Source organism: Bacillus sp. YBsi01 (assembly GCF_038406745.1).
Lineage (GTDB): Bacteria > Bacillota > Bacilli > Bacillales > Bacillaceae > Bacillus > Bacillus siamensis.
Genome location: NZ_CP151679.1, coordinates 1375037 through 1401832 on the forward strand (window position 1 = coordinate 1375037; position 26796 = coordinate 1401832).

The following is a 26796-nucleotide window of genomic DNA, read 5'->3' on the forward strand; positions in this document are numbered from 1 at the left end:
GACCGCTGTATGCATTGTTTCTGCTTTCTTTACAGCAGCCCGCTCTCCCAGTCCTTTGCCTCTTGTTCAGCCGCCTTGATCCAGTCCTTTTTCCCTTCAATATACTTTGCCATATCGTACGGGTATGTCTCAGCGAGCCCCTTTTTCAGCTTCATGTATTGAGCCGCTTTTTCAGGCTTTGCGGTGAGGTAATCCCGGAACAGCAGATGACGCCCCACGTCCGGATGGCCTGTTTCGTATATGTGGACGTGGTGTGTGCGCTTGCTGCCGCCTTTTTGAAAGAAACGCCGGCCTTCTATCCCGTTTTCCCCTTTCGCCTCATAGCCGAGTGCTTCCAGCTGCGGACTGAATCGGTCAGCATCCGAAATATCGTTAACCTCCGCCAGTATATCAATGACGGGTTTTGCGGCCATCCCGGGGATGGAGGTGCTGCCGATGTGGCTGACCGAATGGAGTGCGCGGCCGAAGATTCGGAGCAAATTCGCTTTCTCTCTTTCAAACATCTCTTTCCATTCCGGCTGGTGCGGAATAACCTCCGCTTTTCTCTTCGGATAAAGATGAAAAAATGAGAGGGTCAGCCCTTCCGGCGTCTTAGTCTGTCCGGCTTCCGTGAACCCTGCTTTTAAATAGAGAGAGACTGCCGGAACGTTTTGACTGGCGGTAGCCGCCTCTATTTTTTGGGCGTCCCGGTTCTCGTCTAACACAAATTGAGTGAGCGCCCGTCCGATTCCTTTCCGAAAGCCGGACGGGTGCACCGTCAGCCGGCATATGACAAGGTCATATCCCTTTTTTTCATACGAAATGACCCCTGCGAGCTGATCTTTTACTCTGAAACCGGCAAACGTCTCCTGTGACCGCTGTATGTCTTCGGCTGTTTCATGCAGCCCGGGAATGCCGAAAAAGCCGATCAGCTCGGCTTCTTTTTGATAAGAGCAGCGCTGAACCGCCGCAATTTCCCGCGCCGTCTGTTCTTGTGTATGCTGTAAAAATGCAATCAATCTTCCGCTCCTTTTGACGCAAACATCCGCTGCGGCTCCGTCCTTGTCATGCGGACTGCGTACGCTTCATACCAGGCGCTTCTTCCTTTTTGTTTTGCCGCCCGGTCTTTCCACCGTTTAATCGCATCCATGCTGTCCCAGCAGGAAACCGTGATGCGCTCTGCCGTTTGTTCATATTCCTCATCATATTCTCTCTTGATTGATGAAAAAATGACCGCATCATAAGGCGGTTTGGGCGTGTCAGCTAAAAAGCCCATTTTCAGCCTCCTCTATATGTATTTCACAAACAGAATCCGGTCTTCTCCCGGACCGTCATAATTCGCAAAAACAGGGATTCCGTTTACGGTTTTGGTTCCTTTTTCAACTTCAAAGCCTAACTTTGTATGATAGGCGATTGATACTTTATTGACAGGCGCCGTCACACAATTGACTTTTGTGCAGCCTCTTTCTTTCACCGTCTCCATAAATCGATCGTAGAGCTGTTTTCCAATTTGCATTTTTCTGAAATCCGGATGCACACCGGAAAAATGAATGTATGCCGTCTCAGGGTCTGATTGTGACTGAAACCCGATTAAAAAACCGGTCATTCCCTCCGGCCCGAACGTAATAAAGCTTGTGTCCTGAAAATGTTCAAAAAACAAGCGCGGCAGTTTGTCTTTCATCTGCCTGCCGCCCCACCATTCATTCAAAACAGACGTAACCATTTCATAGTCTTCAGAGGTAATTGTTCGAATATCCATTATCGATTGACTCTCCTTTTCGTCCGGCAAAATGAATGTCAGCTCTTCTCATTGGAATATAAAAAATTATATGTGGGTTGTTTGCAATTGTAAATGATTTCTTTTCAAGCGGACGAATCAGCCCGTCTTCCAACCGGGGAATGATTTACCAGTATGAACGCGGTCATTGTTCGGGTAAAATGAAAAACAGAACAAACGTTCCCGGAGGTTTTTTTATGGCTGATATTCTTCTTGTTGATATGCAATCGTTTTATGCGTCTGTGGAAAAAGCGGAAGCGCCTCATCTTAAAAACCGGCCCGTCATTGTCTCAGGAGATCCCGAAAGACGCAGCGGCGTCGTGCTTGCGGCTTGTCCGCTCGCCAAACGATACGGCGTAAAAAACGCTGAACGGCTGGGGGAAGCGCAGGCCAAATGTCCAGACGCCGTTATCGTCCGGCCGCGGATGCAGCGGTATATTGATGTCTCCGTTATGATTACCGAGCTGTTCGAGCGGTATACCGATCTTGTAGAACCCTACTCCATCGATGAGCAGTTTCTCGACGTGACCGGGAGCAGGCGGCTGTTCGGTGATCCTTTTACAATCGCCAAAAACATTCAACAAGCGATTATGCGTGAATTCGGAATTTATGCCCGTGTCGGCATCGGGCCGAATAAGGCGCTCGCGAAAATGGCTTGCGACCATTTTGCCAAAAAAAACGCATCCGGCATTTACAGATTGGATATGTCAAATATCAGGCAGGATCTGTGGCCGTTGCCGGTCGGAAAATTATTCGGCATCGGAAAACGGATGGAGCATCATTTAAGGCGGATGGGCATCAGCACAATCGGCGGGCTTGCCGCACATCCTCCCGAACTGCTGAAAAAGCGCTGGGGCATTAACGGCGAATTGCTTCAGCGGACAGCCCGCGGCATCGATCCCTCTCCGGTCACCGTCAACACGCACAGCCGGCAAAAAGCGATCGGCCATAACATGACCCTTCCGAGAGACTACAGCCGCTTTGAGGATATCAAAGTCGTATTGCTGGAGTTAAGCGAAGAAGTGGCCCGCCGCGCCCGTTTTAAACAATACATCGGCCATACGGTTTCAGTCAGCATCAGGGGCGCCGATTTTGATTTCCCTTCAGGTTTTCACAGACAGAAAAAGCTCGTCTCTCCGACCAATTTCGGAATGGATATTTTTAAAACGGCGGTCAAGCTCTTCAAAGAGCACTGGAACGGGGAGCCCGTCCGCAGCGCCGGCGTCGCCCTTTCCCAGCTGGAGCCCTGTGATTATGTTCAGCTGAGCCTGTTCGATGCCCAGGAAAAAAAGATCAGTCTCAGCAAAGTATTGGATGATATCCATGAGCGGTACGGCCCTGCGTCGCTGCTCCATGCCGTGTCGCTGACAGAGGCCGGCCAAGCCTTTCACCGGGCTGAAAAAATCGGCGGGCATTACAAATAATTGAGGTGATATACATGAATCCGAACAAATTAACACCCGGATATAATGTCATGTGGGAGTCAAGCCGGATGATGCTCCCCGAACACCGGGAGCAGCTGCTTGCAAAGAAACGAAAAGAACGGGAATTCCGGCCGCCGGAACTGAGCGAAGAGCAAATGAACGACATGAACCGCATCATTGCGGCGGCGATTGAAGAAGACAGGGCCATCTCAGTCACCTACGCTTCCGCACACGGCCCCCGCCGGTTTTGGGGATGGGTAAAACAAGTGAAGCATGACGAAAAGCGTTTAAAAATCATAAACGATGAAGATGCGTTAACCCTGCCGTTTCATCTTATTCTCTCAGCTGAACTGGAATAAAAGAACCTAAAGCGGCCTGACAGAAAATATGATAGAAGAGTGGGAGGATCACATGATATTTAGTAGAATAAGGATGAATGATAAGAATAGGAGAATATACGATGGATCAATTTGTAGAAAAAATGCTGGGACAGGCCCTCCGCCAGTATGGACGGAATGTGTCGACAGATCCGCTGAGCCCCTATGAAAAACAGAGTTTGAAAAAAGCTTTGGAAGAAAGAAGGAACGAAGAACCCGATGAGGACCTCCATGCCCATGTAGAAGATATTATCTACGATTATGTCACCAATCAGGGGCAGTTCTCCTGACACAGACGTTTATGCGCCGGGCGATAAGGGAAACGTCCGAGAGTAAACCCTTAAAGATTGCGTGGTGCAGAATATGCCTGTCGGGCCTTATTTCAAGATCGGCTATGCCGTTCTTCTGTTATTTCTCATCATTTATCTCGGAACATTAATAGACTTTTTGTTCCAGCCTGTTGTGATTACGGTTAAAACCTTGTTTCCGCCCATTGTGTTATCGGGCGTCCTTTACTATTTGTGCCGCCCGCTCGTCACAGTGCTGCATGCGAAATTAAAGCTGCCTGAAGGAATCGCAATTTTAGCGATTTATGCGGGAACAGCCGGCCTTTTTGTCCTCTTCCTTTACACGGCGGGCCCTGCCGTTCAAAAACAGTTTACAGCCTTCACAGATCACATTCCCGAGCTTTCCGCAAAAGCTGAAAATTGGATCGGGCATCTCCAGGACAGTAAATGGTTTTCCCGGCTTCAGCATGAGGATTCCTTCAAAAAATTAGCAGACAAAGCTGCAAATTATTCCGGTTCAATCGCTGATTCTCTCAGCAGCCTGGCCGGTGCGGCTGCCAATGCCGCCATCACCGCCGCCATTATTCCGTTTGCGCTGTATTACATGTTAAAAGAAGGAAATAAAGCGCCCCGGCGGCTGCTCCGGCTTCTTCCGGAAAAACATCAAAAGGAAGGAAAACAAATCCTCCGGGACATGGATGAGGCTCTCAGTTCATACATACAAGGACAGCTGCTCGTCAGTTTCTGTGTCGGCGTGCTCGTCACGATCGGCTATTTCATCATCGGGCTCGATTATCCGCTCGTTCTGGGCGCGTTCGCCATGGTGACAAACCTGATTCCGTTTATCGGACCTTGGATCGGCACATTTCCCGGAGTCATTGTCGGATTGTTCGATTCACCGACCGAGGCGGTGCTTGTGATTACGGTTGTCGTCATTGTCCAGCAGCTTGAAAGCCAACTGATTTCCCCGCAAATTATGGGCCGGAAGCTGGACATTCACCCGCTGACCATCATTTTTCTTCTGCTGGCCGCCGGCAAATTCTCGGGTATTGCCGGGATGCTGCTGGCCATTCCGGGATATGCGGCCGCAAAGGTGATCATAAGCCACATGCAGAAACTGTTCATACTCAGAAAAAAACAAGGCTAGAGAGACACTAAAATGAAAAATGGCGGGCTCAGAGAAGCGCCCGCCGCACACGGAGGTAAAAAGATGAACATCGGTGATGTCATTTTTCAATTGATTTCATTCGCCGCAGCCGCGGTTTTCCTGTTTGCCGTGATATATGTATTCAGAAGCTTGAACAAGCGCCGCATACAATTGGACAGAATCGAAAAGAAACTCGACGCGCTGCGCGAAGAAAAAAACGAAAAGGTATAGTTCATTCAGAATCAGAGGCAGGAGCAACCAGCTCCACCTTTATCCGATCCGGGTCCTCCGTGTATACGGCGTAATGCGTGCTTCCGCCTGCATATGGATGGCGGTCCCTGTAAAGCACGGGGCATCCTCTGGCAAGCAGCTTTTCTGTCATCTCGTCAACCTGCTCTCTTGATGAAGCATGAAAAGCCAGATGGTTCAGCCCGACCCGGCATCTGTGGTACTCCGGTGTTAAAAAACGCTCCTTTGTCTGGACAAGCACAACATAAAATCCTGCGTTTTTCCAGCTGATGCCGGAGTCCCAATTTTGAAATTCCCTATAACCGAGCTCACCTAAAAACCATCCCCAAAACCGGGCGGAGGCTTTCAAGTCAGATACATACAATTCAATATGATGCATCATAATATTGGCTTCCTCCTTACATCACACACGCCTTACCAGCACCTCTTCAACTTTATGGCCGTCACCTTTTCTCAAAATCAAATCCGACCTGAATTTTGTCGGCAGAATATTCTCATACAGATTCGGACGGTTGACGCTCTCCCAAATGGAGGCGGCCATGGTATCCGCTTCTGCATCAGATAAATCCTTAAATTTATGAAAATAAGAGGCCGGATCCTGAAAAGCGGTTTCCCTCAAAAGACGGAAACGCTCCAAATACCACGTGAAAATCCGGCTTTCTTCAGCATCCACATAAATCGAAAAATCAAAGAAATCCGATACAAAAATCCGCGGATTTTCCCTGTCGTCCTCTAAGGTCGGCGACTGCAGGACGTTGATTCCTTCGATAATAACGATATCCGCACCTTCGACCACTTCGACGGCGCCCTCTTCCCTGTCATAGGTAAGATGGGAATATACGGGCGCCTCCACTCTCTCTTTCCCTGATTTTATATCATTCAGAAACTCAAGCAGCGCTTTCACGTCGTAACTTTCCGGGAATCCCTTTCTGGACAGAAGGTTTTTCCTTTTTAATTCCGCCGTCGGATACAAGAAACCGTCAGTTGTCACCAGGCTCACCTTCGGCCTGTCGGGCAGACGGGAAAGAAGCTTTTGCAAAATTCTTGCGGTGGTGCTTTTGCCGACGGCGACGCTGCCCGCGATTCCGATGATAAACGGGATTTTGGCTGAATGCGGATGCTTCAAAAACACGTTGACATGCTGATTACGTCTTGCGGCAGACGTGACATGAAGATGGAGCAGTCGCACAAGCGGAATATAAATCGTTTCTACTTCTTCCACCGATAGGTAGTCATTCAGCCCCTCTACGGCCTTGGCTTCTTCTTCTGAAACGGCAATGGAAAGATGACCGCCGAATCCGGCCCAAGACTCGCGGCTGTGCTGCGTGTACAATGTATGTAAGTTCAATTCTTTACTTTTCACAATTCACACCAATCTCTCTGTATGGCTTTCCGGTAAAAAAACAAACGCTTACAAAGATTGTAACGGAAAACCGCTTCACTGTCTGCCCATTTTTTTCGCAAATGAGGAACCGAGCTTGCTGTACTCTTCCATTTCCTTCTCCGGAACCATGCTCCCGCCGGTGCTCCACACAAGGTGCACAGCATTTTCCATCTCAATCCCCCGCTCTTTTATGTAACGGTTTCCCGCTTCAGTCTGAACGAACTTGACAGCTCCTGCCATGCCGGCGAGGGCAGAAGGCTCAAGGCTCTTATTCTCAGCCGTTCTTAATTGATAGAGCAGCGAAAAAAGCGTGCCGTCATCGGCGGTATAACAGCCGCTGAGTATAGGTTCCATCAGGGGGCCGGCCAGTCCGGACGGCCTTCCCACCGCAAGTCCGTCGGCGGCCGTTTGATTATCAAGACCGATATCCTGCACGCTGATTCCGTCATGCAAGCCGGAACACAGGCCTAACAGCATACACGGTGAATGCGTCGGCTCACCGAAAAAAATATGAACATGCTCGCCATAGATCAGCTTTAGCGCGAGCGCGACGCCGCCCGGTCCTCCTCCGACCCCGCACGGCAGATAGACGAAAAGCGGCTCATCTGCAGCAGGCTTAATGTTCATTTGATCCAGCTGCTTTTTTACACGGCTTCCCGCAACTGCATACCCCAAAAACAGATCCCGGGAATGCTCATCATCAATAAAATAACAATAAGGGTCCTGCTCCGCCTGAATGCGCCCTTCTTTGACAGCCAGACTGTAGTCTGCTTCGTATTCGATGACCCGAACCCCTTTTTCCCGGAGCAGCTCTTTTTTCCACTGCTTGGCGTCACTGGACATATGCACAGTCACACAAAAACCGAGCTTCGCGCCGATTATGCCGATACTCAAACCTAAATTGCCCGTAGAACCGACGGCTATAGAATATTTCGAGAAAAAAGCGGTAAACCGTTCCTCAGTCAATATGCTGTAATCGTCGTCTGCTGAGAGCATTCCCGCTTTTACCGCGAGATCTTCGGCATGCTTCAGCACTTCGTAAATCCCGCCGCGCGCTTTAATGGAACCGGAAATCGGAAGTTCATGGTCGCACTTCAAAAGCAGGCGCCCGGGGAAAGCCTGAGCAGCGCTGTGTTCCAGACGCTTCTTCATTTCATTAATCAAGACAAGCGGAGATTCAATAAGACCCCCAGCCTCTTCTGTCTCCGGAAAAGCCGCCGCGATATAAGGCGCAAACCGGCGCAGCCTTTCTTCCGCTTCGGCAATCTCCTTTTTCCATTCAGCGCCATGCTTTACTGGATCATCGGTTTTATGCGGGTTGATCCAAAATACTTCCCGCGCCTCCGCCATTTGTCTGACTAAAGGCTCTTCCATCAATGCCGTGCGTATATCCCGATCGGACATTTACTGTCTCCCCCTTGTTACTTTTTCTTTAATGCGCGGCCGGCCAGTTTTTCTGTAAACGATGGGAAAAGCTGATACAGCTTCGTCCCGAAACTCATCCATCGCGGAAGATTCATTTCCCGTTTATCCGTCAAAATCACGGACGTAATGCGCTTTGCCACATGGTCGGCATCAAGCATCCATCTGCCGACGCTTTTCACATAACCGCCCTCTTTATCTGCAATTGTAAAGAAGTCTGTTTTGATCGGGCCGGGATTAACCGTTGTCACAGCTACACCCGTACCGGCCAGCTCAAGCCGCAGCGCATTGGAATACCCTAAAACGGCGTGTTTCGTAGCGGAATAAAGGCTTGATTTCGGTGTCGCCAATTTGCCGGCCTGTGAGGCGATATTGATAATATGGCCGCTTTTCGCATGAAGCATCACCGGAAGACAGGCTTTCGTACAGGCGATTAATCCGAAGACGTTGACTTCAAACATTGCCTTCATATCATCCAAAGATGAATCAGCGGCAGTTTCAAAAATGCCGAACCCGGCGTTGTTGATTAATACGTCAACATGACCGATCAAACGCCTTACGTTTTCAGCCTCTTCTGCATGCCGGACGTCAAACGGAATGACATCACACTGTCCGCCCCGCGCGGTAATCGTTTTTTTCACTTCCTGCAAGCGGTCCTCCCGCCTTGCAGATAAAAAAACATGAGCCCCTTCTGCCGCGCAGGAATATGCAAGCCGTTCTCCGAGTCCGCCGGATGCCCCGGTGATCCAAATCCGCTTATCCGTTAATCTGCCCATTTCCTTCACCCCTTCACAGCTTTAAACATCAGAGTATTTCCCGACTGAAAGGATTCGGCCTTCCCTTTTGCAGCCAGCACGTCAAGATGGCCGATCGTTTCTGACATCGTTAAAAATAATTCATTTTCGTACACAGCCGGAAACAGCCGCCTGCATACTTGGAAAGCCGTCAGCGTTTCCTCTGACAGCAGGTGCAGCACATATTCCGCCCGGTTTCGCTGTTTTTCAAGCCGCCTGTCAGCAGCAGACCTTACGTCTTTCAGCAGCTCGCCATGTCCCGGATATAAAAGGGACGGGTTGATATCATACAGCCGCTTCATTGATTTCAAATAGTCCAGCATCGGAGACGTGCGCACGCTCCCCTTTTCCGGAGCTTCCAAAATCGGATTTGTGGAGCTGTTGGACAAAAGCAGATCGCCGCTGAACATTTCACCGTTTTTTTCATGGTAAAGCGCAATGTGAGAAGCGGCATGCCCCGGGATTTCGAGCACCGTCCAGCCGTCCAGCCCGTCAATTTTTCCGCCTTCTCCCACTGTTTTCGTTAACGGACGGTTTGCAGAAAATAAGTATGACAGCTTAACTGTTTTATGTATGTCTTCATATGTCAGAGGAACGCCCATTTCTGTCATAAGCGACAGAAAAAAATCCTCCTGCCGGGCGATATACGACTGGTTCTGAGTAATGTACCTGTCATTCAGCGGATGCCCGATTACTTCCGTATCATCGGAAAAAAGGTGCAGCAAACCTGAATGATCTGCGTGATGATGAGTGAGCACTACCTGATCTATATCTGCTGGAGAAACACCGTGTTCTTTAAGCTGCATGAAGAGCGATTCAGCCGCTTCCTTTGTATTCGGGCCGCAATCAATGAGGGTTAAGGCTTCATCTTTTACTAAATAAACGATAACGTCGCCGACTGCAAACGGAGTCGGTACACGTATCGGAATGATCTTTCTCGCTGCCATATTTACGCTCCTTCGTTCTTTTCATTCCTGAATACTCATATTTTAGCCTTTTCTCTTCCCTGTGTCATTATTGCCGTATATCAGAAAAAAAGATTGACATCCCGCTCTGCCGCATAGCATAATGAACAACAAACTAGAAAAAACGGAACGCGATGACGAGGAACTAGTATATAAACAACGGCAGCAGAGAGCAATGTCCCCGGCTGAAAGACATTGCGGCCCTCTTGTTTACAGAACCTGCCCTCAGAGCGGTTAGGAAAACCTAAACGTATCCCCTCGTTACGGGATTTGAGCTGAGCACGGCTGATTCGTGCTAATGTAAGGTGGTACCGCGAAACCTTTTCGTCCTTTTTGACGGGAAGGTTTTTTTGTGTTTTGGAAAGAAGGAGGATTTATATGAAGAAAATCGGTTTTATCGGAGCCGGATCAATGGCGGAAGCAATGGTGAACGGACTGCTGCAAAGCGGACTGACGGCCCCCGGGCATATATATATGACAAACCGGTCAAATGACAGCCGGCTTGAAGAACTCCATAAAACGTACGGAGTGAAACCGTGCCGGGATAAAGAAGAGTTTTTCAGCAAGACCGACATTATCGTTCTCGCCTTTAAACCGAAAGATGCGGCAGAAAGCATTGAAAACATTCGCGAATACGTGAAAGATCAGCTTGTGATTTCTGTCATCGCAGGGCTGACGATTCACACCATTCAGCAATATTTTGGCAGGAAGCTCACCATCATCCGCGCGATGCCGAATACATCCGCGGCCATTCAGCAATCGGCGACCGGTTTTTCCGCAAGCTCTGAGGCGAGTGAGGCAGAAATCCGGACGGCAAAAGAGCTGCTGGAAACAATCGGAGAAGCGACGCTCTTTGAAGAAAAACACCTTGATGCCGTCACAGCCATCGCCGGGAGCGGGCCCGCCTATGTATACCGGTATGTCGAAGCGATGGAAAAAGCCGCCCTTCAAGTCGGTCTGCCGGAAGAAAAGGCAAAAGAACTGATTTTACAAACCATGGCCGGGGCGACGGAAATGCTCAGAAAAAGCAGCAAACGCCCTGAGCGCCTGCGCAAGGAAATCACAAGCCCTGGCGGCACAACTGAGGCAGGCCTTCGCGCATTAAACGAGCGCCGCTTTGAAGAAGCCATCATTCACTGCATTACAGAAACCGCAGCCCGAAGCGCCGAAATTAAAGAACAATTCGCAGGCTCCGTGCTGCAAAAGACGGACCAATCATAAAGCATGGGGGCTCCCCATGTTTTTTTCATTCTGTTTAACTGCCGTATAAGCGGCTGATTCTCTCTTTTACTTCAGGAAGATGGAATGTGGCTTCATGCATGTTCACCTCTTCCTCAACCGCTTTTGTCAGCTCTCTTTTGATCCGTGCGGTCACATTGGTTTTCAGCGCAACCAGTGAGGCTCTCGGTTTATCCGCCAGCAGCCGGGCCAATTCGCGGCCTCTTTGAAGGACGTCTTTTTTCGGCAGTACTTCAAACGGAACTCCCCTTTTTTCCAGAGCGGCGCCGCTGAAATTCGCGGCCGTAAACAGCATTTCTTCCCCGAGGACAATCCCCAGTTTTTCAGGCACAATATACGTCGCGCCCATTCCCGGTGTAAATCCGTACTTCATATAATTACAAGAATAAAAACTCTCTCTGCTTAAAATCACGAAATCCGAGCTCAGACCGATCGTAAAGCCGGCTCCGATCGCATGCCCCTGCATGACGGAAATCACGGGAATCCTGCAATCCAATAAAAGACTGTGAAGCTTTAAATCTGTAAATTGGAGCTTTCCGCTCTGAATAGTCAAAAGCCCCTCCTGCGTTCCTCCCGTGCAGAAATAATTTCCGCAACCCGTCAGAAGGACGGTTTTATAGGACGGATGGGCATTGATGTCTTGGAATACCCGGTGCAGCTCTCTTACAAACTCTTCTGACAGCCCGTTTTTCCCGGCCGTATCCTGCATTGTGACCTGCACAATGCCCGGTTCTGTTTCCTGTACATCAATCATTGGATTCATGTTTATTCTCCGCTTCTTTAAAAATATTCAAGCCTTTCCGGCTCTGAGTGTTTCTGATATTAGGTCTTCCATTCATACTTTCTGTGAAACTCTTTTATTTCAGTCAGCACCAATCGCGTTTTTCCTTGATGCGCATTCGGGATGTCTGCTGCGGGCGCGGCATTTCTTGTGCCGAATTTTACGATGCCGCTGTCTTGGAGCAGCCGGTCATAATCAGCCATCGATAAACGGACGCGTTCATCCAAATGCCGGCTGATCTGAAATTGATTCTGCCGCGTCCGGCTTTGCGGCATAACGACACCGCTGTAAAATTCAGAGCAGCAGCCCGAACCGTATGAAAAACAGCCGACGCGTTTCGGCGTTTCAAAAGAGCCGTTATCAATCGTGCTGGCAAGAGATAAAAATACGGTGGCTCCCATGATGTTGCCGACGCGCTGACAGTATTGAATCCCAGGCAGCACGCGTTGCTGAAAATCCGCTTCAATGTCTTGCGGCTTAGCCTTTGCCAATTTTCTCATCATCGTCCGATGCGCTCCTTTTACCATTCCGCCAAACGGAGTGTGAAAAGAAAGGTATTGAAATGTACTCTTATAATCCGCCCCGCTCACACGCTTTCGGTATTCCTGAAATGATTTTTCACAGCAGTCCAAATAAGACATGAGCGACAGATCAGCATCCCCCGCTTCACTATCCGGAATCGGGCGGCAGGTATCCATGACTTCATACCCGTAATACCCGCTTGCGCCTTGATCAAGCAAAAAGACATGAGGGGTGCTGCTGACTAAAAGCGCCACAGCTCCCGCCCCCGCACTCGGTTCGGCATAGGACCATTCCTCCGTCAACGCGTCACCGCCTTCAGCCACTAAAAAGCGGGAAATATCCGTTCCGATGATGAGCGCTTTCGCTCCCGGTGATGTTTGCGATAAGATGAAATTCACGCCCGTCTGAAACCCGGCCGTTAAAGAATAGCAAGCCTGTTTTACCTCAAATAACCGGCAATTCCGCTTCAGCTGCAAATAATCATGGACGTATGTACTGATGGATTTGCCAAAATCAATCCCAGATTCCGTACAGGTGATCACCATTTCAATCTGATTCCGTTCCTCTTCTGACAGAGAGTCGATAATCGGTTTTGCGGCATTTACGGCGAACGTAATCGGATCTTCAAACGGAAGCGCCACCACTTTTTCTTTCATCAGCAGGTTCTCAAACCTTTTTTTATCCAGATTCCGATGTTCCGCAAGCTCCATGACGTCTACATACGCGGTTCCGCCAAACACGTTCATTGCTTCGATTCCTACATTCATTTCTCCAAGCCCCCAGAGTAAAGAGGCTTCCCGTGAAGCCTCTTTTATTTTTTCGTTCAAAACTCGACAAGCAGCCGGTCAACGCCGTGAAATACAGGGCTCGGAACCAGATTCGGTTCTTGATCCTCAGTAAAACGCCATGCGGGCATCTGTTCAAAAAAGTGGGAAAGCGCGATTTTCGCTTCAAGCCGGGCAAGCGGCGCTCCTAAACAATAATGGCTGCCCTGACCGAATGACAAATGCTGATTCGGCTTTCGTCCCAAATCAATTTGATCGGCATTTTCAAACTTCTTTTCATCTCTGTTCGCCGATCCAATCCACGCATACACTTTTTCTCCGGCCGGAATCGTTTTTCCGCCAATCTCGCTCTCAACCGCGGTGTAGCGGGTTACCCGCTGAATGGAAGGTCTGAGGCGGATGACTTCCTCAATAAAGTCAGGGAGAAGCGCCTTATTTTCAAGCAGCCGGGGCAGAATATGCGGAAACTCCTTGAGACTGAGAAATGAATTTCCGATCACATTTTCCGTCGTTACGTGCCCCGCGACGATCAACAAGCCGCAAAAACCGATTAATTGCTTGTCTGACAGCGGCTCTCCGTCTAAATCAGCTGAAATTAAATGGCTGATTAAATCATTTTCCGGCTGTTTTCTCCGCTGTAAAATAAACTGCATGAAGTATCCGATCATCTGCTTTTGCACTTCATTCATTTTCTTTTCATCTTTTACATTCTGGCTTTGATCGACCCAGCTTTTAAAGATATCCCTGTCTTTCGGAGGAAATCCTAAAAGCTCTGCGATCACGATAATCGGAAGCGGAAATGCGTAATCTTCAATAATGTCCATCCTGCCTTTTGAACGGACGGCCTGAAGCAGGTCATCAGCGATAGCGGCTATACGCGGTGTAAGAGTCTCAACCGATTTCGGCATGAACGGCTGATTGACCAATTTTCTGAAGACGGTGTGTTCAGGCGGGTCCATTTTCAAAAGGCTGTCTTTGTTAATATGCCGGATCATTTTTTCCTGCTTGTCCGCACTTAAGTATTTATGATCGGAAGAAAAATGACTGTAGTCAGAAATCACCCGCTTCACTTCATCATAGGTGAAGATTTCCCAGCAATCTTCCTTTTCATTGTAATGAACGGGAGAGGTTTCTCTCATCGTTTGGTACCACTTGTACGGCTGCTGCTGTCTGATTTTTGTTAAACTGGTCATTTTCATTCCTCCAAGATGTGATCAAGATTTGAAAAGACCCGCCAAAGCTTACGAGTAAACCCGGCGGGCGGATATGTGAATTTACAGTCTTGTTTTGGCGGGCTGCTTCAGCATCTCACCATGCACGTTCATGATCTTTTCCTGCAGCTGCAGGAAGCTGTGTTCTGTCATTCCGTCTGCCGAATATAAAACGCCGCAAAATTCAGAAATCATTTCAGCTGCGCTGTCTTCAGCCAATAACGTCATATGGTTGGATACTGCCACATCCATGATGGCGATATTTGTCATATGCTCTTCCCACTGGCTCCAGTAGTTGACGAAATCAGCAGATAAAATATCGGCCCTGATCGTAAAATACGGATCAAGCTCACCCAAGAAAATACCGTTTTTATTTCGGAAATAATAGCACGTCACCCCGTTCGGATCCGGAAGCGGCAGGAGTTCGTAATCAGTGATTTCGTAAGCGTCCTGAACGTTTATATTCTGCCTGATCAGATTTTTCACCAACGCGTCCGTCTTCGTTAACCCCCGCTGTTTGGCTTTTGCTATTAATTGCTCTAAAAATATGTCTTCATGAAGATCGGCATTCAGTTCATCACGGTGAATCAAGGTTTCAGAAATGCGTTCCGGATGTTGATAAATTGGTGCAAATAAAGCCATGTTCACCGTCTGCAGCATCATATTTTTATCAAATAATTCATCAGGAATGTTTATTTCCCGCGCACCCGCCGCGTCAAAGGAGTCGAGCATGACGATTGACTCAACGGTTTCTCCAGCCAGCTGCAATTGCCGGGTGACTTCATAAGCGAGCATGCCCCCTAATGAATAGCCGCCTACATCGTAAGGACCCCGGGGCTGCACGGTACGTATGAGCTTAACGTAATATTCCGCCATGTGTTTAATGCCGCGGATCGGTTCCCGGTCTGTCATCCATCCTCTTGCCTGAATTCCGTAAAAAGGACGCCCGGTCCGTTCGGCAACAGGCTGGTACAGCTCCACTGCCCCCAGTGCGGAATGAAACCAGAAAATCGGTCTTCCCTTTCCTTCCGGGTTAAGACAGATCAGCTCGGGCGGCTCTTGATCATCTGTCTCTTCTGATATATCGTTTTGTTTCGTATGTTCCCCATGTACTTCCTCAGTATCTTTTTGGACAGAACCGGTCAGATACCCGGCTAATTTTGCGATTGTCGGATATTCATAGACAAGATTTGCCGTAATAGACGCTTGATAGGTTTTATTAATGGACTGAACCCATTCCACACCGATAATAGAATCCAGCCCCAGATCAATGAATGCCTCGTGCTCATCAATATCTTCCGGCTTCAGAAACAGGATGTCCGCAAGGCTTTCTTTGAGCTCTTTGCGCAAAGTGCCGTCAGAGATGCCGGCAAGGGGAGTTTCTGCTTCCGGGATTTGCGGACGTACCGCTGTTTCCTCCGCTTCAGCATACTCGGGTTTCTTTATTTGCCCCGCTATATATTCCGCAAGCTCCTCAAGTGTCGGGTGTTCATACACCTTATTGGCAGTAATCTCAGTGTGGTACGTTTTATTTACTGTTTGTATCCATTCAACCCCGATAATGGAGTCAAGCCCCATATCGATGAAAGGCTCATCAGCATCAATATCTTCCGGTGACAAAAATAAAATATCTGCCAGGCTTATCCTCAATTCTTCAAGCAATGTTCTATTGTCTTCGGAAACGGCTTTTTCTGGCTGCTGGACAGAACCAGTACAATCCAAAGGCTGTAACACGATCGGTTTTTGCAATGTCTCTGGTTCAAACGCTGTCATTTCGATCTCAGTTAAAGGGCTCAGAGAAATCAGCCCTTCATGTTCAGGCTGCAGCGAAGACGGGAGAACGGTTTGCGTTTCAGACTTTTTCATGGCTTGACCTGATAAAGAACTGTTTACATCAGCCGCCCAATACCTTTCTTTTAAAAACGGGTAGGCAGGCAGCGGCGTTTTATAATATTGCCCTCCGTCAAAAAGCCGTGTAAAAGGAAGATCATATCCTCTGCAAAAAAGGTCAGCGATATGTGCCAGGCTTTCTCTGTACTGTGCGGGCGAAGCCGCCGAGCGGCACTGTTCAATGCACTCCATTCCGAATGTTTTCATTCCGGCTTCTTCTGCCGGCTTCTGCTCCTTCAAATTGGACACAAACACACCCGGAAGCTCTCTTTTTACTAGCCACTCCGATAATATCCGCTTCAGTTCGTCTGCACTGCTTACGATACAGGCAAACCGGTGATGCAGATGCTTTCTGCCGAGGAGGAGCGTATAACTTATATTTCCCAGATCGCTATCTTTGTTCTTGCTGAGTACATCCAGCAGGCGTTCTGCCTGAATTTCCAGCTGACGCTCCGTCCGCGCAGATAAAGGAATGAGGCAAGCCGGTTTTGCCGGTGACCGGCGCACGGTTTGCGGCGCCTCTTCAATAACAAGATGGGCATTTGTTCCGCTGAATCCGAATGAACTGATGGCGGCTCTGCGCGGTGCATCCGGATTCCGTTTCCACGGTATCAGCTTTTCATTAACAAAAAACGGACTGTCCGCAATTTGAATATGCTGATTGGCTTGATGAAAATGCAGGGAAGCCGGAATCTGCCGATGCTTCAGCGACAGCAGGATTTTAAACAGTCCGGCCATCCCCGCGGCCGCAGCGGCATGTCCGAGATTGGTTTTCACAGAGCCGATGGCGCAATATCCTTTTTTATCCGTATAGCGGCGGAAAGCGCGCGTTAAGGCGCCGAATTCGATCGGGTCGCCCAGTGCAGTGCCCGTTCCGTGAGCTTCCACCATTTGAATCGTTTCCGGATCAATGTGAAAAGTATCATAGACATGCCGTTCCAATCGTTCTTGAGAAAGCGCGCTTGGAGCGGTTATTCCGTTTGTAGTGCCGTCCTGATTCATTGCAGAGCCTTTTATGACGCCGTACACATGATCTCCGTCACTAACGGCATCGCTAAGACGTTTCAGCACCACGGCTCCCACGCCTTCACCCGGCACGAAGCCGTCCGCGCTTTGATCAAACGTATGGCAGCGCCCGGTCGGCGACAGCATATTCGCCTTATTTGACGACTGATAAAAAGCGGGAGTGGATTGAATGAAAACCCCGCCCGCCACCGCCATTTCCGTTTCTTTCGTCCAGAGCCCCTGACATGCCAAATGAATGGCTGTTAGCGAACTGGAACATGCTGTATCAACAGTGATCGCCGGACCTTGTAAATTAAGGTGATAGGCGATCCTTGCCGGAGTGACGGAATTATGATTGCCCCAAAAAGCCTGCGCGGGCCCCTGCTGTTTAAAAATGGCCTGGTAATCTCCGCCGCAGGAGCCGGCATACACGCCGCATTCCCGGCCTCTTACCGAGTCTCCCGCATATCCCGCATCTTCAAGCGCTTTCCATGTTTCTTCCAAAAACAGCCTCTGCTGAGGGTCCATATAGGTCGCTTCACGTCCCGATATATTAAAGAAAACAGGGTCAAAACATTCAATGCCCTCTATAAAACTGCCATACTGGCATTGGCTGTCAGAGAGATCCCATCTGTCTGCTTTTTTAATCAGATCCCGTCCGGCGGCTAAGTTTTCCCAAAACTCATAGACATTCTCCGATTCAGCAAACCGCCCGCTCATCCCGATAATCGCGATCGGTTCTTTTTCAGGTAACACAGCTGCTGATTTGACTGTATCGGCCGGACCCTTTTGTTCAGGGCGGTACGTCATTTGATACGGCTCAGAAACGCTGATGACGATTTTCCCGATATTTCCGCGGTCATCCAGACAGTGATACGCTTCTTTTATGTCTTCAAAGGAAAAGATTTTTGAGATGACAGGCTGAATGACTCCCTCTTCCGCCAGCCGCTGCAGTTCCAATTGATAGTCCTTGACCTGATCCGGATTTTGAAGGGACAGCTTCCGCAAATCCACGCTGTGAAACGATTGATTGTTATGAAGGACGGACAAGTCGACTGATTTAGCGGATTTCAGCGCAGTCATGGCAATTTCGATATATCTTCCGCCCGGCGCCAGGCAATTCATTCCTTTTTGCATGGCATCACCGGCCAGGGTATTAATGACTACGTCCACCCCGCGGCCGCCGGTCATTCGCATGATTTCCGTTTCAAAGTCTTCTTCTAAATAGCAAATGGTATTGCGGATCCCGAGCGAATGCAAATACTCAATTTTTTTCTGTGATCCGGCCGTGGCATATATTTCCGCGCCGATATGCCGGGCCATTTGCACCGCGATCAGCCCCGTTCCTCCCGTCGCGGTCTGAATTAATATTTTTTCGCCTTTTTTAAGTCCGGCTTTCCGGAAGGCGTCTATCATTGTCACCGCCACGGTGGGAAGAGCGCATGCTTCTTCAAAGGTCAGCCGGGCCGGTTTATGATAGACTTGATGTTCTTTACATGTGATGAGATTCGCCTGTGATCCAAATTCCTCTCCCATGCCGACAATCACTTCATCACCTGGAATGACGGATGTTACATGCCTCCCTGTCTTGATCACGACGCCGCTTGCTTCAAATCCGGGAGTGAATGGATAAGGCGGCATCGTCGGGTACAGCCCTCTGACACAAAGTAAGTCTCCGAAGTTTAAAGAAAAGGCGCGGACGGCTATTTGAACTTCATCATCTTTTGTCTCGGGCACTTCACTGCGGGCAATCGTCAGATCTTCAATGCCGCCCGGACGGTCAATCACAACCCGGAACATTCCCGAGTCATCGGACTTTGCGAAAGAAGGCGGCATACGTTCTTGTTTCGGTTTCTGATAACCGTTTTCCTTTCTTTCCGTCTGCAAAGGTTTTTCAGCAGGCCGTTCTTCCTGAAGCGCCGGACGGATTTTCGCTCTTTCGGTCTCCAAAGATGAGGCTATGGTGGTTTCATATTCTGCCGAGATATAACCGGTCAGCAGTTTCACATGATAGTAATCAAATAAAATCGTTGTCTGCAGTGTAAGATTCAATCGCTTATTCATCTCGTTAATCACATTGACGGCCAAAATGGAATCAATGCCGTATTCAGAGAAATTCAGTTCTTCCTGAATATCCTCTTCTTTCATTTTTAATACATCGGCAATACTTGTTTTGATGACAGAGCGGACATGGGAAGCGACCGATTCCCCATCAGCCTTAACAGCTTGATGCTCCTCTGGCGCGCGGCTGCGGGAAACAGGCTGTGCGGGCTTTCGGAAAACTTCGGCCGGGGCGGCGTATGGCTTTCTGCCGTCTCTGATCCCTTGCATCCGGATGAGTCCGTCACTCTCAGCTGCGATAATCTGCTGACCTAAATCATGAGCTGTTTCAGCAGGGAAACAAACCGCTCTGTATCCTTCCGAATGCAGCACACGCTCCCACGATTTTGGATATAAGCCGGGACTTCCCGGAATCCGAAGCTCATCATCCTCATAGGACCACCAGCCGTCAAGCAGCCCGAAGGTTAAATGGGTAAAAACAGAACGATCGCTGATTTCGTTTATCAGAATCATCCCGTTGTATTTCAGGAGCGCTTTCAGACGGCGCAGTGTCAAACCAATATTTTTTGTGGCGTGAAGCACATTGGCGGCGATGACAATATCGTAAACACCCGTTTTGATATTTTGTGATTCGCAAGGCTCCTCCGCATTAAACAAGGCTGTTGTCAAATACGGCACATCAGGTCCGTATTCCTGTTCGGCATGCATTAAAAAAGCTTTAGAAACGTCCGTATAACAATATTCCGCAATCTGTTTTGCAAATGGTTGCAGTTTTGCAAACAGCATGGCGCTCGTTCCGCCCGTCCCGGCCCCTACTTCTATCAGCCTGATGCCGGCATCGGGGTGTTCTGTAAGATAGGCTTTCAGGTAAGCGGCCGCGGAATCTGCTAACACTTCATTAAAATAATCCGCAACGGGATTATGCTTATAAACACCTTCAACGAGCCGCATTGATGAATCAGGAAATACGATATCTGTAGCCGGACGTTCCCCTTTTAAAATTGAAGGCATCGCTTTTATCGTCGCCTCGGCCAATTCAGCTTGCGCAAGCTCCCCATTTGGAAGCAGGTGTTTATGGGCATTCCACTCATTCCAGACTGTGCGGCCGTCCGGGCGCTGATCCGTGAGAAGAGTGATCGTGTATCCGTCATACGCGATATATCCGTTTTCTTTTAATAGATTCAGGCTTTCTTCCAGCCATTTGCCGTATGTGCCGATCACGCCGGCGTTCCGCATGGATGCTGCAGCTGTGGTGACAGGCTCGCTGAAAAAACCGAGTGATTGTAATTGGTAAAATAGCAGTTTGCAAAGAAGGCTGTTCATATGCGCAACTCCATTTCTCGTTTTAAAGTCTCAAGCCGTTCATTCCGATCCGGATTTTGCCGCTTGACGCTTTCCATAAATGAAGGCTCCGGACCGGATACAACCGATATTGCATCTTGATCCGTCAGTGCGGCTAAGCCGTGCGGAGCAGCTTTGATGAATGCCGCTTGGCTGAACGGTTCTGATAGTAAGACTTCCAGCGCCTCCATTGCTTCATCGGGTTCAATAGAACCGATCCCTGACGCCTCCATCCGTTTTCTGTAAGACGGGTCTGATACAACGCCCAGACTGCCCCAATATCCCCAATTCATGACTTTCACTTCACAATCAAGCAAGGAAGCGATATGGCGGGCAAAGGCGTCTTGAAATGTACACCCTGCCGCATAGTTGCTTTGCCCGGCATTTTTTGTGAAAGAATTAACAGATGAGAAAAACAGCACAAAATCAAGCGGTTCTCCCTTAAAAGCTTCGATCATTCGGACGCTCGTATTCACCTTAGCTGAAAAAGCATTTCTGAAAGAAGCTTCATCCATATTCGCCATACTTTTGTCGGCAAGCGTTATCGCGGAATGGATGACTCCCGTTATATTGCCGTATTGCTCTCTTACGGAACGGACGGCCGCTTTAAGCGCTGCGGCATCTTGAGCATCAGCCTGTATATAATGCGGGGCGGGGCCTGATATCGCCAGCCTGTCTATTTTACTCTGAATCTCCTGATCCTTCGGCCGCCTGCCGATCCATATAATCCGTGCCTTGTAACGGGTGATCATGTATTTGCTCCATGCTTCTCCGATACCGCCCGCTCCGCCGATGACAGCATAAACGCCGCCTTCTCTGTACGACATACGCGGAGCGGAACTTGTCAGCACCCGGACTGTTTTTTGCTTGTGCCAAGCTCCGTTACGGTACGCGGCAGCATTTCCGTCCGGATCTGGAGGAAGGCGCCAGATGTTTTTCATCTCAGACGAATCACTGCCTTCTTCTGCATCAATCAGCCTGATGTCCCAGTTCGGATATTCTTTTGCCAATGAACCGATCAAACCGTGTACGCCTGCATGCTCAGGCTGCGGCAGATCACCCGGATACACGGACTGTGTCTGCCGGGTGACCGCCGTAAAGCTGATGTTTCGGTTTCCATACCCGAGTGACAGCAGCGCTTTGATGAAACGGAAACATTGAATCACCCCATTCTCCTGCTCATCAAGCATTTCCTGACTGACGGATGCAGGTGCGAAACGATCCGGCGCAATCCATAAGAAATGGCGGATATCCTGATACCCGGCTGTCAATTCACGTAATGTTTGCTCGCTTGAATGATCCGGCGTCTCCTCCAGATGGGCGCGGGGCCACATTTTTGCCGCAGCCTTTATGGTATTTCCCGGCTTCCCGATGATCAGCAATTGTTCCTGATCAACCGCTCGATTTTCTTCCAGAGAAAAGAAAGTTTTGTCCCAAACAGGGGCAAGCATCGCCGTCTGAACTTCCTGCCGTTTGCTTTCGGTTTGGTTTGTCTGCCGGACAGCCCGGCAGGAGAAGCCTGTCAATCTCATACAAACAGCACCGTTTTCATCACATAAATCAATATCCAGCGTCAGCGCTCCGTTATCTGACCGATCGCTCTGTTTGCGGACAAGCGCCCACATCGTTTTCTGAGTCGGCTGAAATATTTCTGCCTGCCGCAGGGAAAACGGCAGCATCGGAGTGTCTCCGGCAGTATCTGAACCGGCACCCAGTGACGCCTGAAACGCGGCATCTAGAAGGCTCGGATGGATGACAAACTGATCGGCGGTACTGTCTGCCGTTTCTGGCAGCGACAGCCGGGCTGCAGCACCCCTCTCTCCGATCATCAGCTGGTCAATTCCTTGATGGCTCGGCCCGTATACCATACCCGCATGCCGGAAAGCCTGATAAACCTCATCAGACGTCATAACCGATTGGCTGCAGCCGGACAGCCAGCCCTCTAAGTGAACTGACGGAACCCCTGCTATCTCTCCTGATACCGCGGTGCCTTTACTGTATAAAATCCGTTCTCCCCCAGGTTTTTCCGATAGGCTGTAAATCGTAAATTCAATGTCTTCATTTTCCTTAAGAATAAGGCTGATATGGACTTCTACATCCGTCCCCTTGTGAACGACAGGCCTCATCCATATGAGATCTTTCAAATACATTCCTTTACGTCCGTCCGGCACAGCGTATGCGGCACGCTCAACGGCCGCCCTGGCCATTTCGATCACGGCGGCTCCCGGGAGCACCTTCTGCCCATTGACTGTGTGATCAGTGAAAAAGAATTCCCGTCCGGTAAAAACAGAGGTGAATTTCAGCTCCCAAAGATCGGATGTGTTTTCATGAAGCAGCGGATGGATCACCGTTTTGCCGTCATCCCTTTTTGGAACCGCCTCGGCTTCATCTTGAATCCAGCATCTGACCTTTGCAAACGGATAGGCGGGAAGACTGATTCTCCGGGGTTTTTGTCCCGAATATAACAAGTTCCAGTCCACATCGACTCCCTGCACCCACATTTTCAGCAAATGATCGTACTTTCTCTTTTTCAGCCATTTGACCATGGCTTCCTGCAAATCTTCATCAGATTCAAACACAGCCACTGTCTCATGATTTCGCTTCGCCCGCCCCCTGTAAAGATGCGGTGCGTTTTCATTTTCCAAGTACGATCTGAGCTTGTCCTCCAGCTCCTTAAGGGAGTCCGCAATGAGAGCCAGCCGCTCATCCATCGCTTCCCGCCCCGCTTGTAAAGTATATGCGACATCAAATAAGTCCGGCTTATCCGTATGCTTCTTTTGAAGAAAAGCAAGAAGGCGCTCCGCATATTCTGTCAGACGCTCCCCATTTTTTGCAGACAGCAGAATGACAGCCGGCCCTTGGCTGCTGATTGCTTGTTTGACAGGAGCCTCATATTCTTCAATAATGATATGCGCGTTAGAACCGCCCGCACCAAAGCTGCTGATCCCCGCTCTGAGCGGCTGTTCTTCTCCGTCTGCTGAAATCCGTTTCCAATCTGTTAATTCACGGCAGACGGAAAACGGTCCTTCATCAAATTGGATATTCGGATTTAAAATATCTGCATGCAAAGATGGGGCGATTTGTTTGTGCTTCATCTGCAGCAGCACTTTTGTGACAGCAGCGATGCCTGCTGCCGATTCCCCATGTCCGATATTTGATTTGACAGACCCGATGAGACATGTTTCAGGAACATCACCGAATGCATCGGTTAAAGCCCGGATTTCAATCGGATCGCCTAATTTCGTCCCTGTCCCGTGCGCTTCCACATAGCTGATCTGGCCCGGGGATACCCCCGCTTCCTGTAAAGCTTGAGAAATGACTTCGCTTTGCGCCTTGGGGTTCGGTACGGTGTAACCGCTCGCTCTCCCGCCATGATTAATGGCAGCTCCTTTAATGACGCCGTAAATCCGATCTCCGTCTTGTACGGCGTCTTCTAAACGTTTAAGAAGCAGCACCCCGACCCCTTCTGCCGGAATATAGCCGTCACCCCCGGCGCCGAAACTCCCGCAGTGTCCTTTAGATGAGATGAACTGCCCCTGGCTCAGCATAAAGTACTTGTTAGAATGAACTGTGAGATTCACTCCGCCGGCAAGCGCCGCGCGAATCCGATGATCCCGCAGATCCCGGCACGCCATGTACAAAGAAGTCAGCGAACCTGAACACATCGTATCGACCGAAATGCTCGGCCCTTGAAAATCACAAAAATAGGAGACACGGTTAGCAATGGATGAAATCCCGCCTGGGAGCCCGATATGCCGTCCTTTCACTCCCGCTTCAGCCGCGAATAGCGGGTATTCCTGATACATGACACCGGCATACACACCTACCTGACGGCCCAGTTCAGGTGATGTCCTCGTATATCCCGCATCCTCCATGGCCATCCACGCATGCATTAAAAACAGCCGTTCCTGAGGATCAAGGTGTTCCGCTTCACGTGGGGAAATCTTAAAGAACTCAGGATCAAAATCGGCGATCCCGTCAATGAATCCGCCCCATTTGCTGTAGATCGCTCCCGGCGCCGTCCGGTCCTCGGAAAAGTAATGTTCCCATTTCCAGCGGTCTTTCGGAATTTCGGTAATACAATCCTTTCCTTGTTTGAGATTATCCCAAAACGCGTCGATATCATCTGCCTGCGGATACTTGCCGGAAATTCCGACAACGGCAATATCCAGCGGGTTTCCTTTCGTTTTCTGACGGCTTTGATTCCCGGACGGGGCAAAAGACGCATTTTCAAGCCGATTTGGCTGAAGCACTTCTTTCACAGACGCATTTTTCAATTCCGCCAGCTGTTCCCCGGTATGACTGAGGACTGCGGCATCAAATGAGAGAAACCCGTCTTTTTTATGTTTGATTGTATTCACCACATAGACGGTATCAGACATGACAGGTCCGTAAAGCGTCAGCCTCTCAATCATGAGCGGGACGTGAATCCGCTTTTTCAGCTGTAACTCTTCTTCACCGAGCGACATATAACAAGAATTCAATATAAGCGGGTCAAATGCAAAGTGATGGAGATCGCCTTTTTCTTTTTTTCCTGATAAGTCCAGCTGCAATAAAAAGGAGCTCTCACTCATTTTGTATCCCGCCGTTACCATTTTCAGCATCGGGCCTATCGTGAAGTCGGCAACCGAATCGTACAGACGGGAAATGACATCCGGCGCCACCTTTTGTGCATACGACTTCATTTGTTCAACGTCATATGATTTTTTTATGGGTGCTTCTGTATATCTGCTTATTTCTCCTTCGGCACATGTCTTCCGGCTTTCTTTACCGGAGACAGTGCAGCTTGCGGTAAAGCGTTCGGCACTCTTTTCTGCCGTAAATGAAATGTCAATCTGCGCGGCCTCTCCCGGCTCCAGCGTGACGGGCCCTCCCGTAAAACGGATATCTTTCAGTTCGGCGGAATACGTGCCGGAATGAGACGCTCCGGATGCTTCAAGCACCAGACACGGATACACTACACCCATCAGTGCCGGTTTGCCGAAAACCAGATGATCCTGAAGGAATGCTTCATGTTCATAGAAAGTAAATGTCTGACTGCCCGATTGCGTTTCAGAGACCGGTGCTGCATTCGCGACAAGGCCGGAAGATTCATCTGTTCCTTTTGTTTTTATGTCTTCAAGCAGTTCGGATATGCTGCTGCACTCAAATAAAAGAGTCGGATTCAGCCGCAGATCAAACGCTACTTCGATGTCTTTAATAATGGCCAGAAGCTGTGACGATTCAAGACCTAATTCAAAAAACACGGTGTGCGCATCATTTCTTGTGACAGGACGGCCTGCGTGTGTCGAGAAAATGCGGTATAAGGTTTCCTCCATCTGCTGAACGCCTGGTATCAGCTGCCGGTCTGTCCGCACCTTTTTGGCTGTCAGGCCGAGCAGTGAAGCAATATGAACACCGCTGGGGTTGTAAAAATCAATATCCATTTTCACCATTTCTGAAGGTGTGCCGGATTTTTTCGAAATCACCGCGTAACAGCGCTCCGTAACGGTCTCAGCGGCAATAAACGACTCATAATAAATCGGTAAAAACAAACCGGTGCCTGCAGCTGTCTGCAATACGCCGGAGGCCATGGCGGCACCGTCCATCAGCGCGGGGTGAAAGAGAGCGCCGGGGAGATTTTCCTGGCATGAATCAGACTGCCGAATATCAAGGAAACATTCCTCTTCATTTAGATAGATCTCTCCCGTCGGCTTCATCAGCCCGTCATGCGACAGTCCGCGGCTTCTCGCGGCTTCGTAAACTGTATGCAAAGAGACTGCCGGAAGTGCGGCTTGTTGTTTTTTCTCTCCTGCGTCAAGGCGTCTATCTGATGAGAAGACTCCTTCATGCACCTCCGCTGATAAGAAAACCGTCCCGGAATCCGCCCCGCAAATCGAGGCTGTCCAGAACTCCTTTTCTTTACTGAATATGACACTCACATCAAGCCGCTCTGACCGTTTCACTGATAAAGGATGATAAATGGTCACCCGTTTCAGACAGATGGAACGGAATGAAAGATCAAGGCATTGCTTTGCCAGCTGATACAGCATATCAATATAGGCCAGACCGGGCATGACAGATTCTCCGTGAACAAGATGGTTTTTCATAATGGGATGTTCTGCCGTCAGGCGCAGATTCACTGTTTTTTTCATGGTTAGTCCCCTTTTAAAAACG

At 49.3% G+C, this 26796-nt stretch carries 19 protein-coding genes; 6 read left to right on the forward strand and 13 right to left on the reverse strand.

From position 1 onward, the window contains the following. Nucleotides 1-29 precede the first annotated feature (29 nt). The 3 genes from AADZ70_RS06930 to AADZ70_RS06940 are packed head-to-tail and all read right to left on the reverse strand — an operon-like array spanning nucleotide 30 to nucleotide 1738. Complete coding sequence (locus AADZ70_RS06930; protein ID WP_342007910.1) at nucleotides 30-998, reverse strand: GNAT family N-acetyltransferase; 969 nt, start codon at nucleotides 996-998, stop codon at nucleotides 30-32. Beyond that, on the reverse strand, nucleotides 995-1255 hold the full coding sequence (locus AADZ70_RS06935) for an antibiotic biosynthesis monooxygenase (RefSeq protein ID WP_342007911.1): 261 nt from the start codon (nucleotides 1253-1255) through the stop codon (nucleotides 995-997). Before AADZ70_RS06935 ends, AADZ70_RS06930 begins: the two co-directional genes overlap by 4 nt. Before the next feature lie 12 nt (nucleotides 1256-1267). After that, the gene (locus tag AADZ70_RS06940) at nucleotides 1268-1738 is read right to left on the reverse strand and encodes a GNAT family N-acetyltransferase (RefSeq protein WP_064779041.1); all 471 of its coding nucleotides are present in this window, start codon (nucleotides 1736-1738) and stop codon (nucleotides 1268-1270) included. Between the two features lie 215 nt (nucleotides 1739-1953). Between AADZ70_RS06940 and AADZ70_RS06945 the strand changes: the two genes are divergently transcribed. The 5 genes from AADZ70_RS06945 (at nucleotide 1954) to AADZ70_RS06965 (ending at nucleotide 5222) form a co-directional block, all read left to right on the forward strand. Beyond that, entirely contained in the window at nucleotides 1954-3180 is a 1227-nt protein-coding gene (locus tag AADZ70_RS06945) for a DNA polymerase IV (RefSeq protein ID WP_342007912.1), read from the forward strand. A 14-nt stretch (nucleotides 3181-3194) separates the two neighbouring features. Next, entirely contained in the window at nucleotides 3195-3539 is a 345-nt protein-coding gene (locus AADZ70_RS06950) for a YolD-like family protein (RefSeq protein WP_045926984.1), read from the forward strand. A 101-nt stretch (nucleotides 3540-3640) separates the two neighbouring features. Beyond that, complete coding sequence (locus tag AADZ70_RS06955) at nucleotides 3641-3847, forward strand: YqzH family protein (protein ID WP_016939183.1); 207 nt, start codon at nucleotides 3641-3643, stop codon at nucleotides 3845-3847. Nucleotides 3848-3920: 73 nt separating this feature from the next. Continuing rightward, nucleotides 3921-4991, forward strand: coding sequence for an AI-2E family transporter (locus AADZ70_RS06960; protein ID WP_016939184.1), 1071 nt, complete (start codon nucleotides 3921-3923; stop codon nucleotides 4989-4991). 63 nt (nucleotides 4992-5054) lie between these two features. Further along, on the forward strand, nucleotides 5055-5222 hold the full coding sequence (locus AADZ70_RS06965) for a DUF4083 family protein (protein WP_095241772.1): 168 nt from the start codon (nucleotides 5055-5057) through the stop codon (nucleotides 5220-5222). A 1-nt stretch (nucleotide 5223) separates the two neighbouring features. On the opposite strand, the gene AADZ70_RS06970 is transcribed toward AADZ70_RS06965, so the two are convergent. The 5 genes from AADZ70_RS06970 to AADZ70_RS06990 all read right to left on the reverse strand — a co-directional run bounded on the left by AADZ70_RS06970 (nucleotide 5224) and on the right by AADZ70_RS06990 (nucleotide 9787). After that, complete coding sequence (locus AADZ70_RS06970; protein WP_342008049.1) at nucleotides 5224-5619, reverse strand: VOC family protein; 396 nt, start codon at nucleotides 5617-5619, stop codon at nucleotides 5224-5226. A gap of 24 nt (nucleotides 5620-5643) precedes the next feature. After that, nucleotides 5644-6603, reverse strand: a complete 960-nt coding sequence (gene coaA, locus AADZ70_RS06975; RefSeq protein ID WP_063094849.1) for a type I pantothenate kinase — start codon at nucleotides 6601-6603, stop codon at nucleotides 5644-5646. A 75-nt stretch (nucleotides 6604-6678) separates the two neighbouring features. After that, nucleotides 6679-8028, reverse strand: coding sequence for a D-serine ammonia-lyase (gene dsdA, locus AADZ70_RS06980; protein ID WP_342007913.1), 1350 nt, complete (start codon nucleotides 8026-8028; stop codon nucleotides 6679-6681). Nucleotides 8029-8045: 17 nt separating this feature from the next. Further along, complete coding sequence (locus tag AADZ70_RS06985) at nucleotides 8046-8822, reverse strand: SDR family oxidoreductase (RefSeq protein WP_342007914.1); 777 nt, start codon at nucleotides 8820-8822, stop codon at nucleotides 8046-8048. Between the two features lie 5 nt (nucleotides 8823-8827). Beyond that, the gene (locus tag AADZ70_RS06990; RefSeq protein ID WP_342007915.1) at nucleotides 8828-9787 is read right to left on the reverse strand and encodes an MBL fold metallo-hydrolase; all 960 of its coding nucleotides are present in this window, start codon (nucleotides 9785-9787) and stop codon (nucleotides 8828-8830) included. A 396-nt stretch (nucleotides 9788-10183) separates the two neighbouring features. On the opposite strand from AADZ70_RS06990, the gene proC reads away from it, so the two are divergent. Continuing rightward, on the forward strand, nucleotides 10184-11026 hold the full coding sequence (gene proC / locus AADZ70_RS06995) for a pyrroline-5-carboxylate reductase (RefSeq protein ID WP_049628734.1): 843 nt from the start codon (nucleotides 10184-10186) through the stop codon (nucleotides 11024-11026). Nucleotides 11027-11060: 34 nt separating this feature from the next. On the opposite strand, the gene AADZ70_RS07000 is transcribed toward proC, so the two are convergent. The 5 genes from AADZ70_RS07000 to AADZ70_RS07020 form a co-directional block, all read right to left on the reverse strand. After that, a complete protein-coding gene (locus AADZ70_RS07000) occupies nucleotides 11061-11807 on the reverse strand; it encodes a polyketide synthase (protein WP_342007916.1) in 747 nt (248 codons plus the stop codon). A 59-nt stretch (nucleotides 11808-11866) separates the two neighbouring features. Next, nucleotides 11867-13114, reverse strand: coding sequence for a hydroxymethylglutaryl-CoA synthase family protein (locus AADZ70_RS07005; protein ID WP_342007917.1), 1248 nt, complete (start codon nucleotides 13112-13114; stop codon nucleotides 11867-11869). Nucleotides 13115-13170: 56 nt separating this feature from the next. Beyond that, a complete protein-coding gene (locus AADZ70_RS07010) occupies nucleotides 13171-14325 on the reverse strand; it encodes a cytochrome P450 (protein WP_095241759.1) in 1155 nt (384 codons plus the stop codon). Between the two features lie 81 nt (nucleotides 14326-14406). Further along, nucleotides 14407-20622: a beta-ketoacyl synthase N-terminal-like domain-containing protein gene (locus AADZ70_RS07015; RefSeq protein WP_342007918.1), complete on the reverse strand. Its 6216-nt coding sequence runs from the start codon at nucleotides 20620-20622 to the stop codon at nucleotides 14407-14409. Beyond that, entirely contained in the window at nucleotides 20619-26774 is a 6156-nt protein-coding gene (locus AADZ70_RS07020) for a type I polyketide synthase (protein WP_342007919.1), read from the reverse strand. The genes AADZ70_RS07015 and AADZ70_RS07020 overlap by 4 nt, the downstream gene beginning before the upstream one ends. Nucleotides 26775-26796 lie beyond the last annotated feature (22 nt).

Coding starts and splice junctions, on each gene's coding strand:
- AADZ70_RS06935 (WP_342007911.1), bottom strand. CDS start 1,255: ATGGGCTTTTTAGCTGACACGCCCAAACCGCCTTATGATGCGGTCATT.
- AADZ70_RS06940 (WP_064779041.1), bottom strand. CDS start 1,738: ATGGATATTCGAACAATTACCTCTGAAGACTATGAAATGGTTACGTCT.
- AADZ70_RS06945 (WP_342007912.1), top strand. CDS start 1,954: ATGGCTGATATTCTTCTTGTTGATATGCAATCGTTTTATGCGTCTGTG.
- AADZ70_RS06950 (WP_045926984.1), top strand. CDS start 3,195: ATGAATCCGAACAAATTAACACCCGGATATAATGTCATGTGGGAGTCA.
- AADZ70_RS06955 (WP_016939183.1), top strand. CDS start 3,641: ATGGATCAATTTGTAGAAAAAATGCTGGGACAGGCCCTCCGCCAGTAT.
- AADZ70_RS06960 (WP_016939184.1), top strand. CDS start 3,921: ATGCCTGTCGGGCCTTATTTCAAGATCGGCTATGCCGTTCTTCTGTTA.
- AADZ70_RS06965 (WP_095241772.1), top strand. CDS start 5,055: ATGAACATCGGTGATGTCATTTTTCAATTGATTTCATTCGCCGCAGCC.
- AADZ70_RS06970 (WP_342008049.1), bottom strand. CDS start 5,619: ATGCATCATATTGAATTGTATGTATCTGACTTGAAAGCCTCCGCCCGG.
- dsdA (WP_342007913.1), bottom strand. CDS start 8,028: ATGTCCGATCGGGATATACGCACGGCATTGATGGAAGAGCCTTTAGTC.
- AADZ70_RS06985 (WP_342007914.1), bottom strand. CDS start 8,822: ATGGGCAGATTAACGGATAAGCGGATTTGGATCACCGGGGCATCCGGC.
- AADZ70_RS06990 (WP_342007915.1), bottom strand. CDS start 9,787: ATGGCAGCGAGAAAGATCATTCCGATACGTGTACCGACTCCGTTTGCA.
- proC (WP_049628734.1), top strand. CDS start 10,184: ATGAAGAAAATCGGTTTTATCGGAGCCGGATCAATGGCGGAAGCAATG.
- AADZ70_RS07000 (WP_342007916.1), bottom strand. CDS start 11,807: ATGAATCCAATGATTGATGTACAGGAAACAGAACCGGGCATTGTGCAG.
- AADZ70_RS07005 (WP_342007917.1), bottom strand. CDS start 13,114: ATGAATGTAGGAATCGAAGCAATGAACGTGTTTGGCGGAACCGCGTAT.
- AADZ70_RS07010 (WP_095241759.1), bottom strand. CDS start 14,325: ATGACCAGTTTAACAAAAATCAGACAGCAGCAGCCGTACAAGTGGTAC.
- AADZ70_RS07015 (WP_342007918.1), bottom strand. CDS start 20,622: ATGAACAGCCTTCTTTGCAAACTGCTATTTTACCAATTACAATCACTC.
- AADZ70_RS07020 (WP_342007919.1), bottom strand. CDS start 26,774: ATGAAAAAAACAGTGAATCTGCGCCTGACGGCAGAACATCCCATTATG.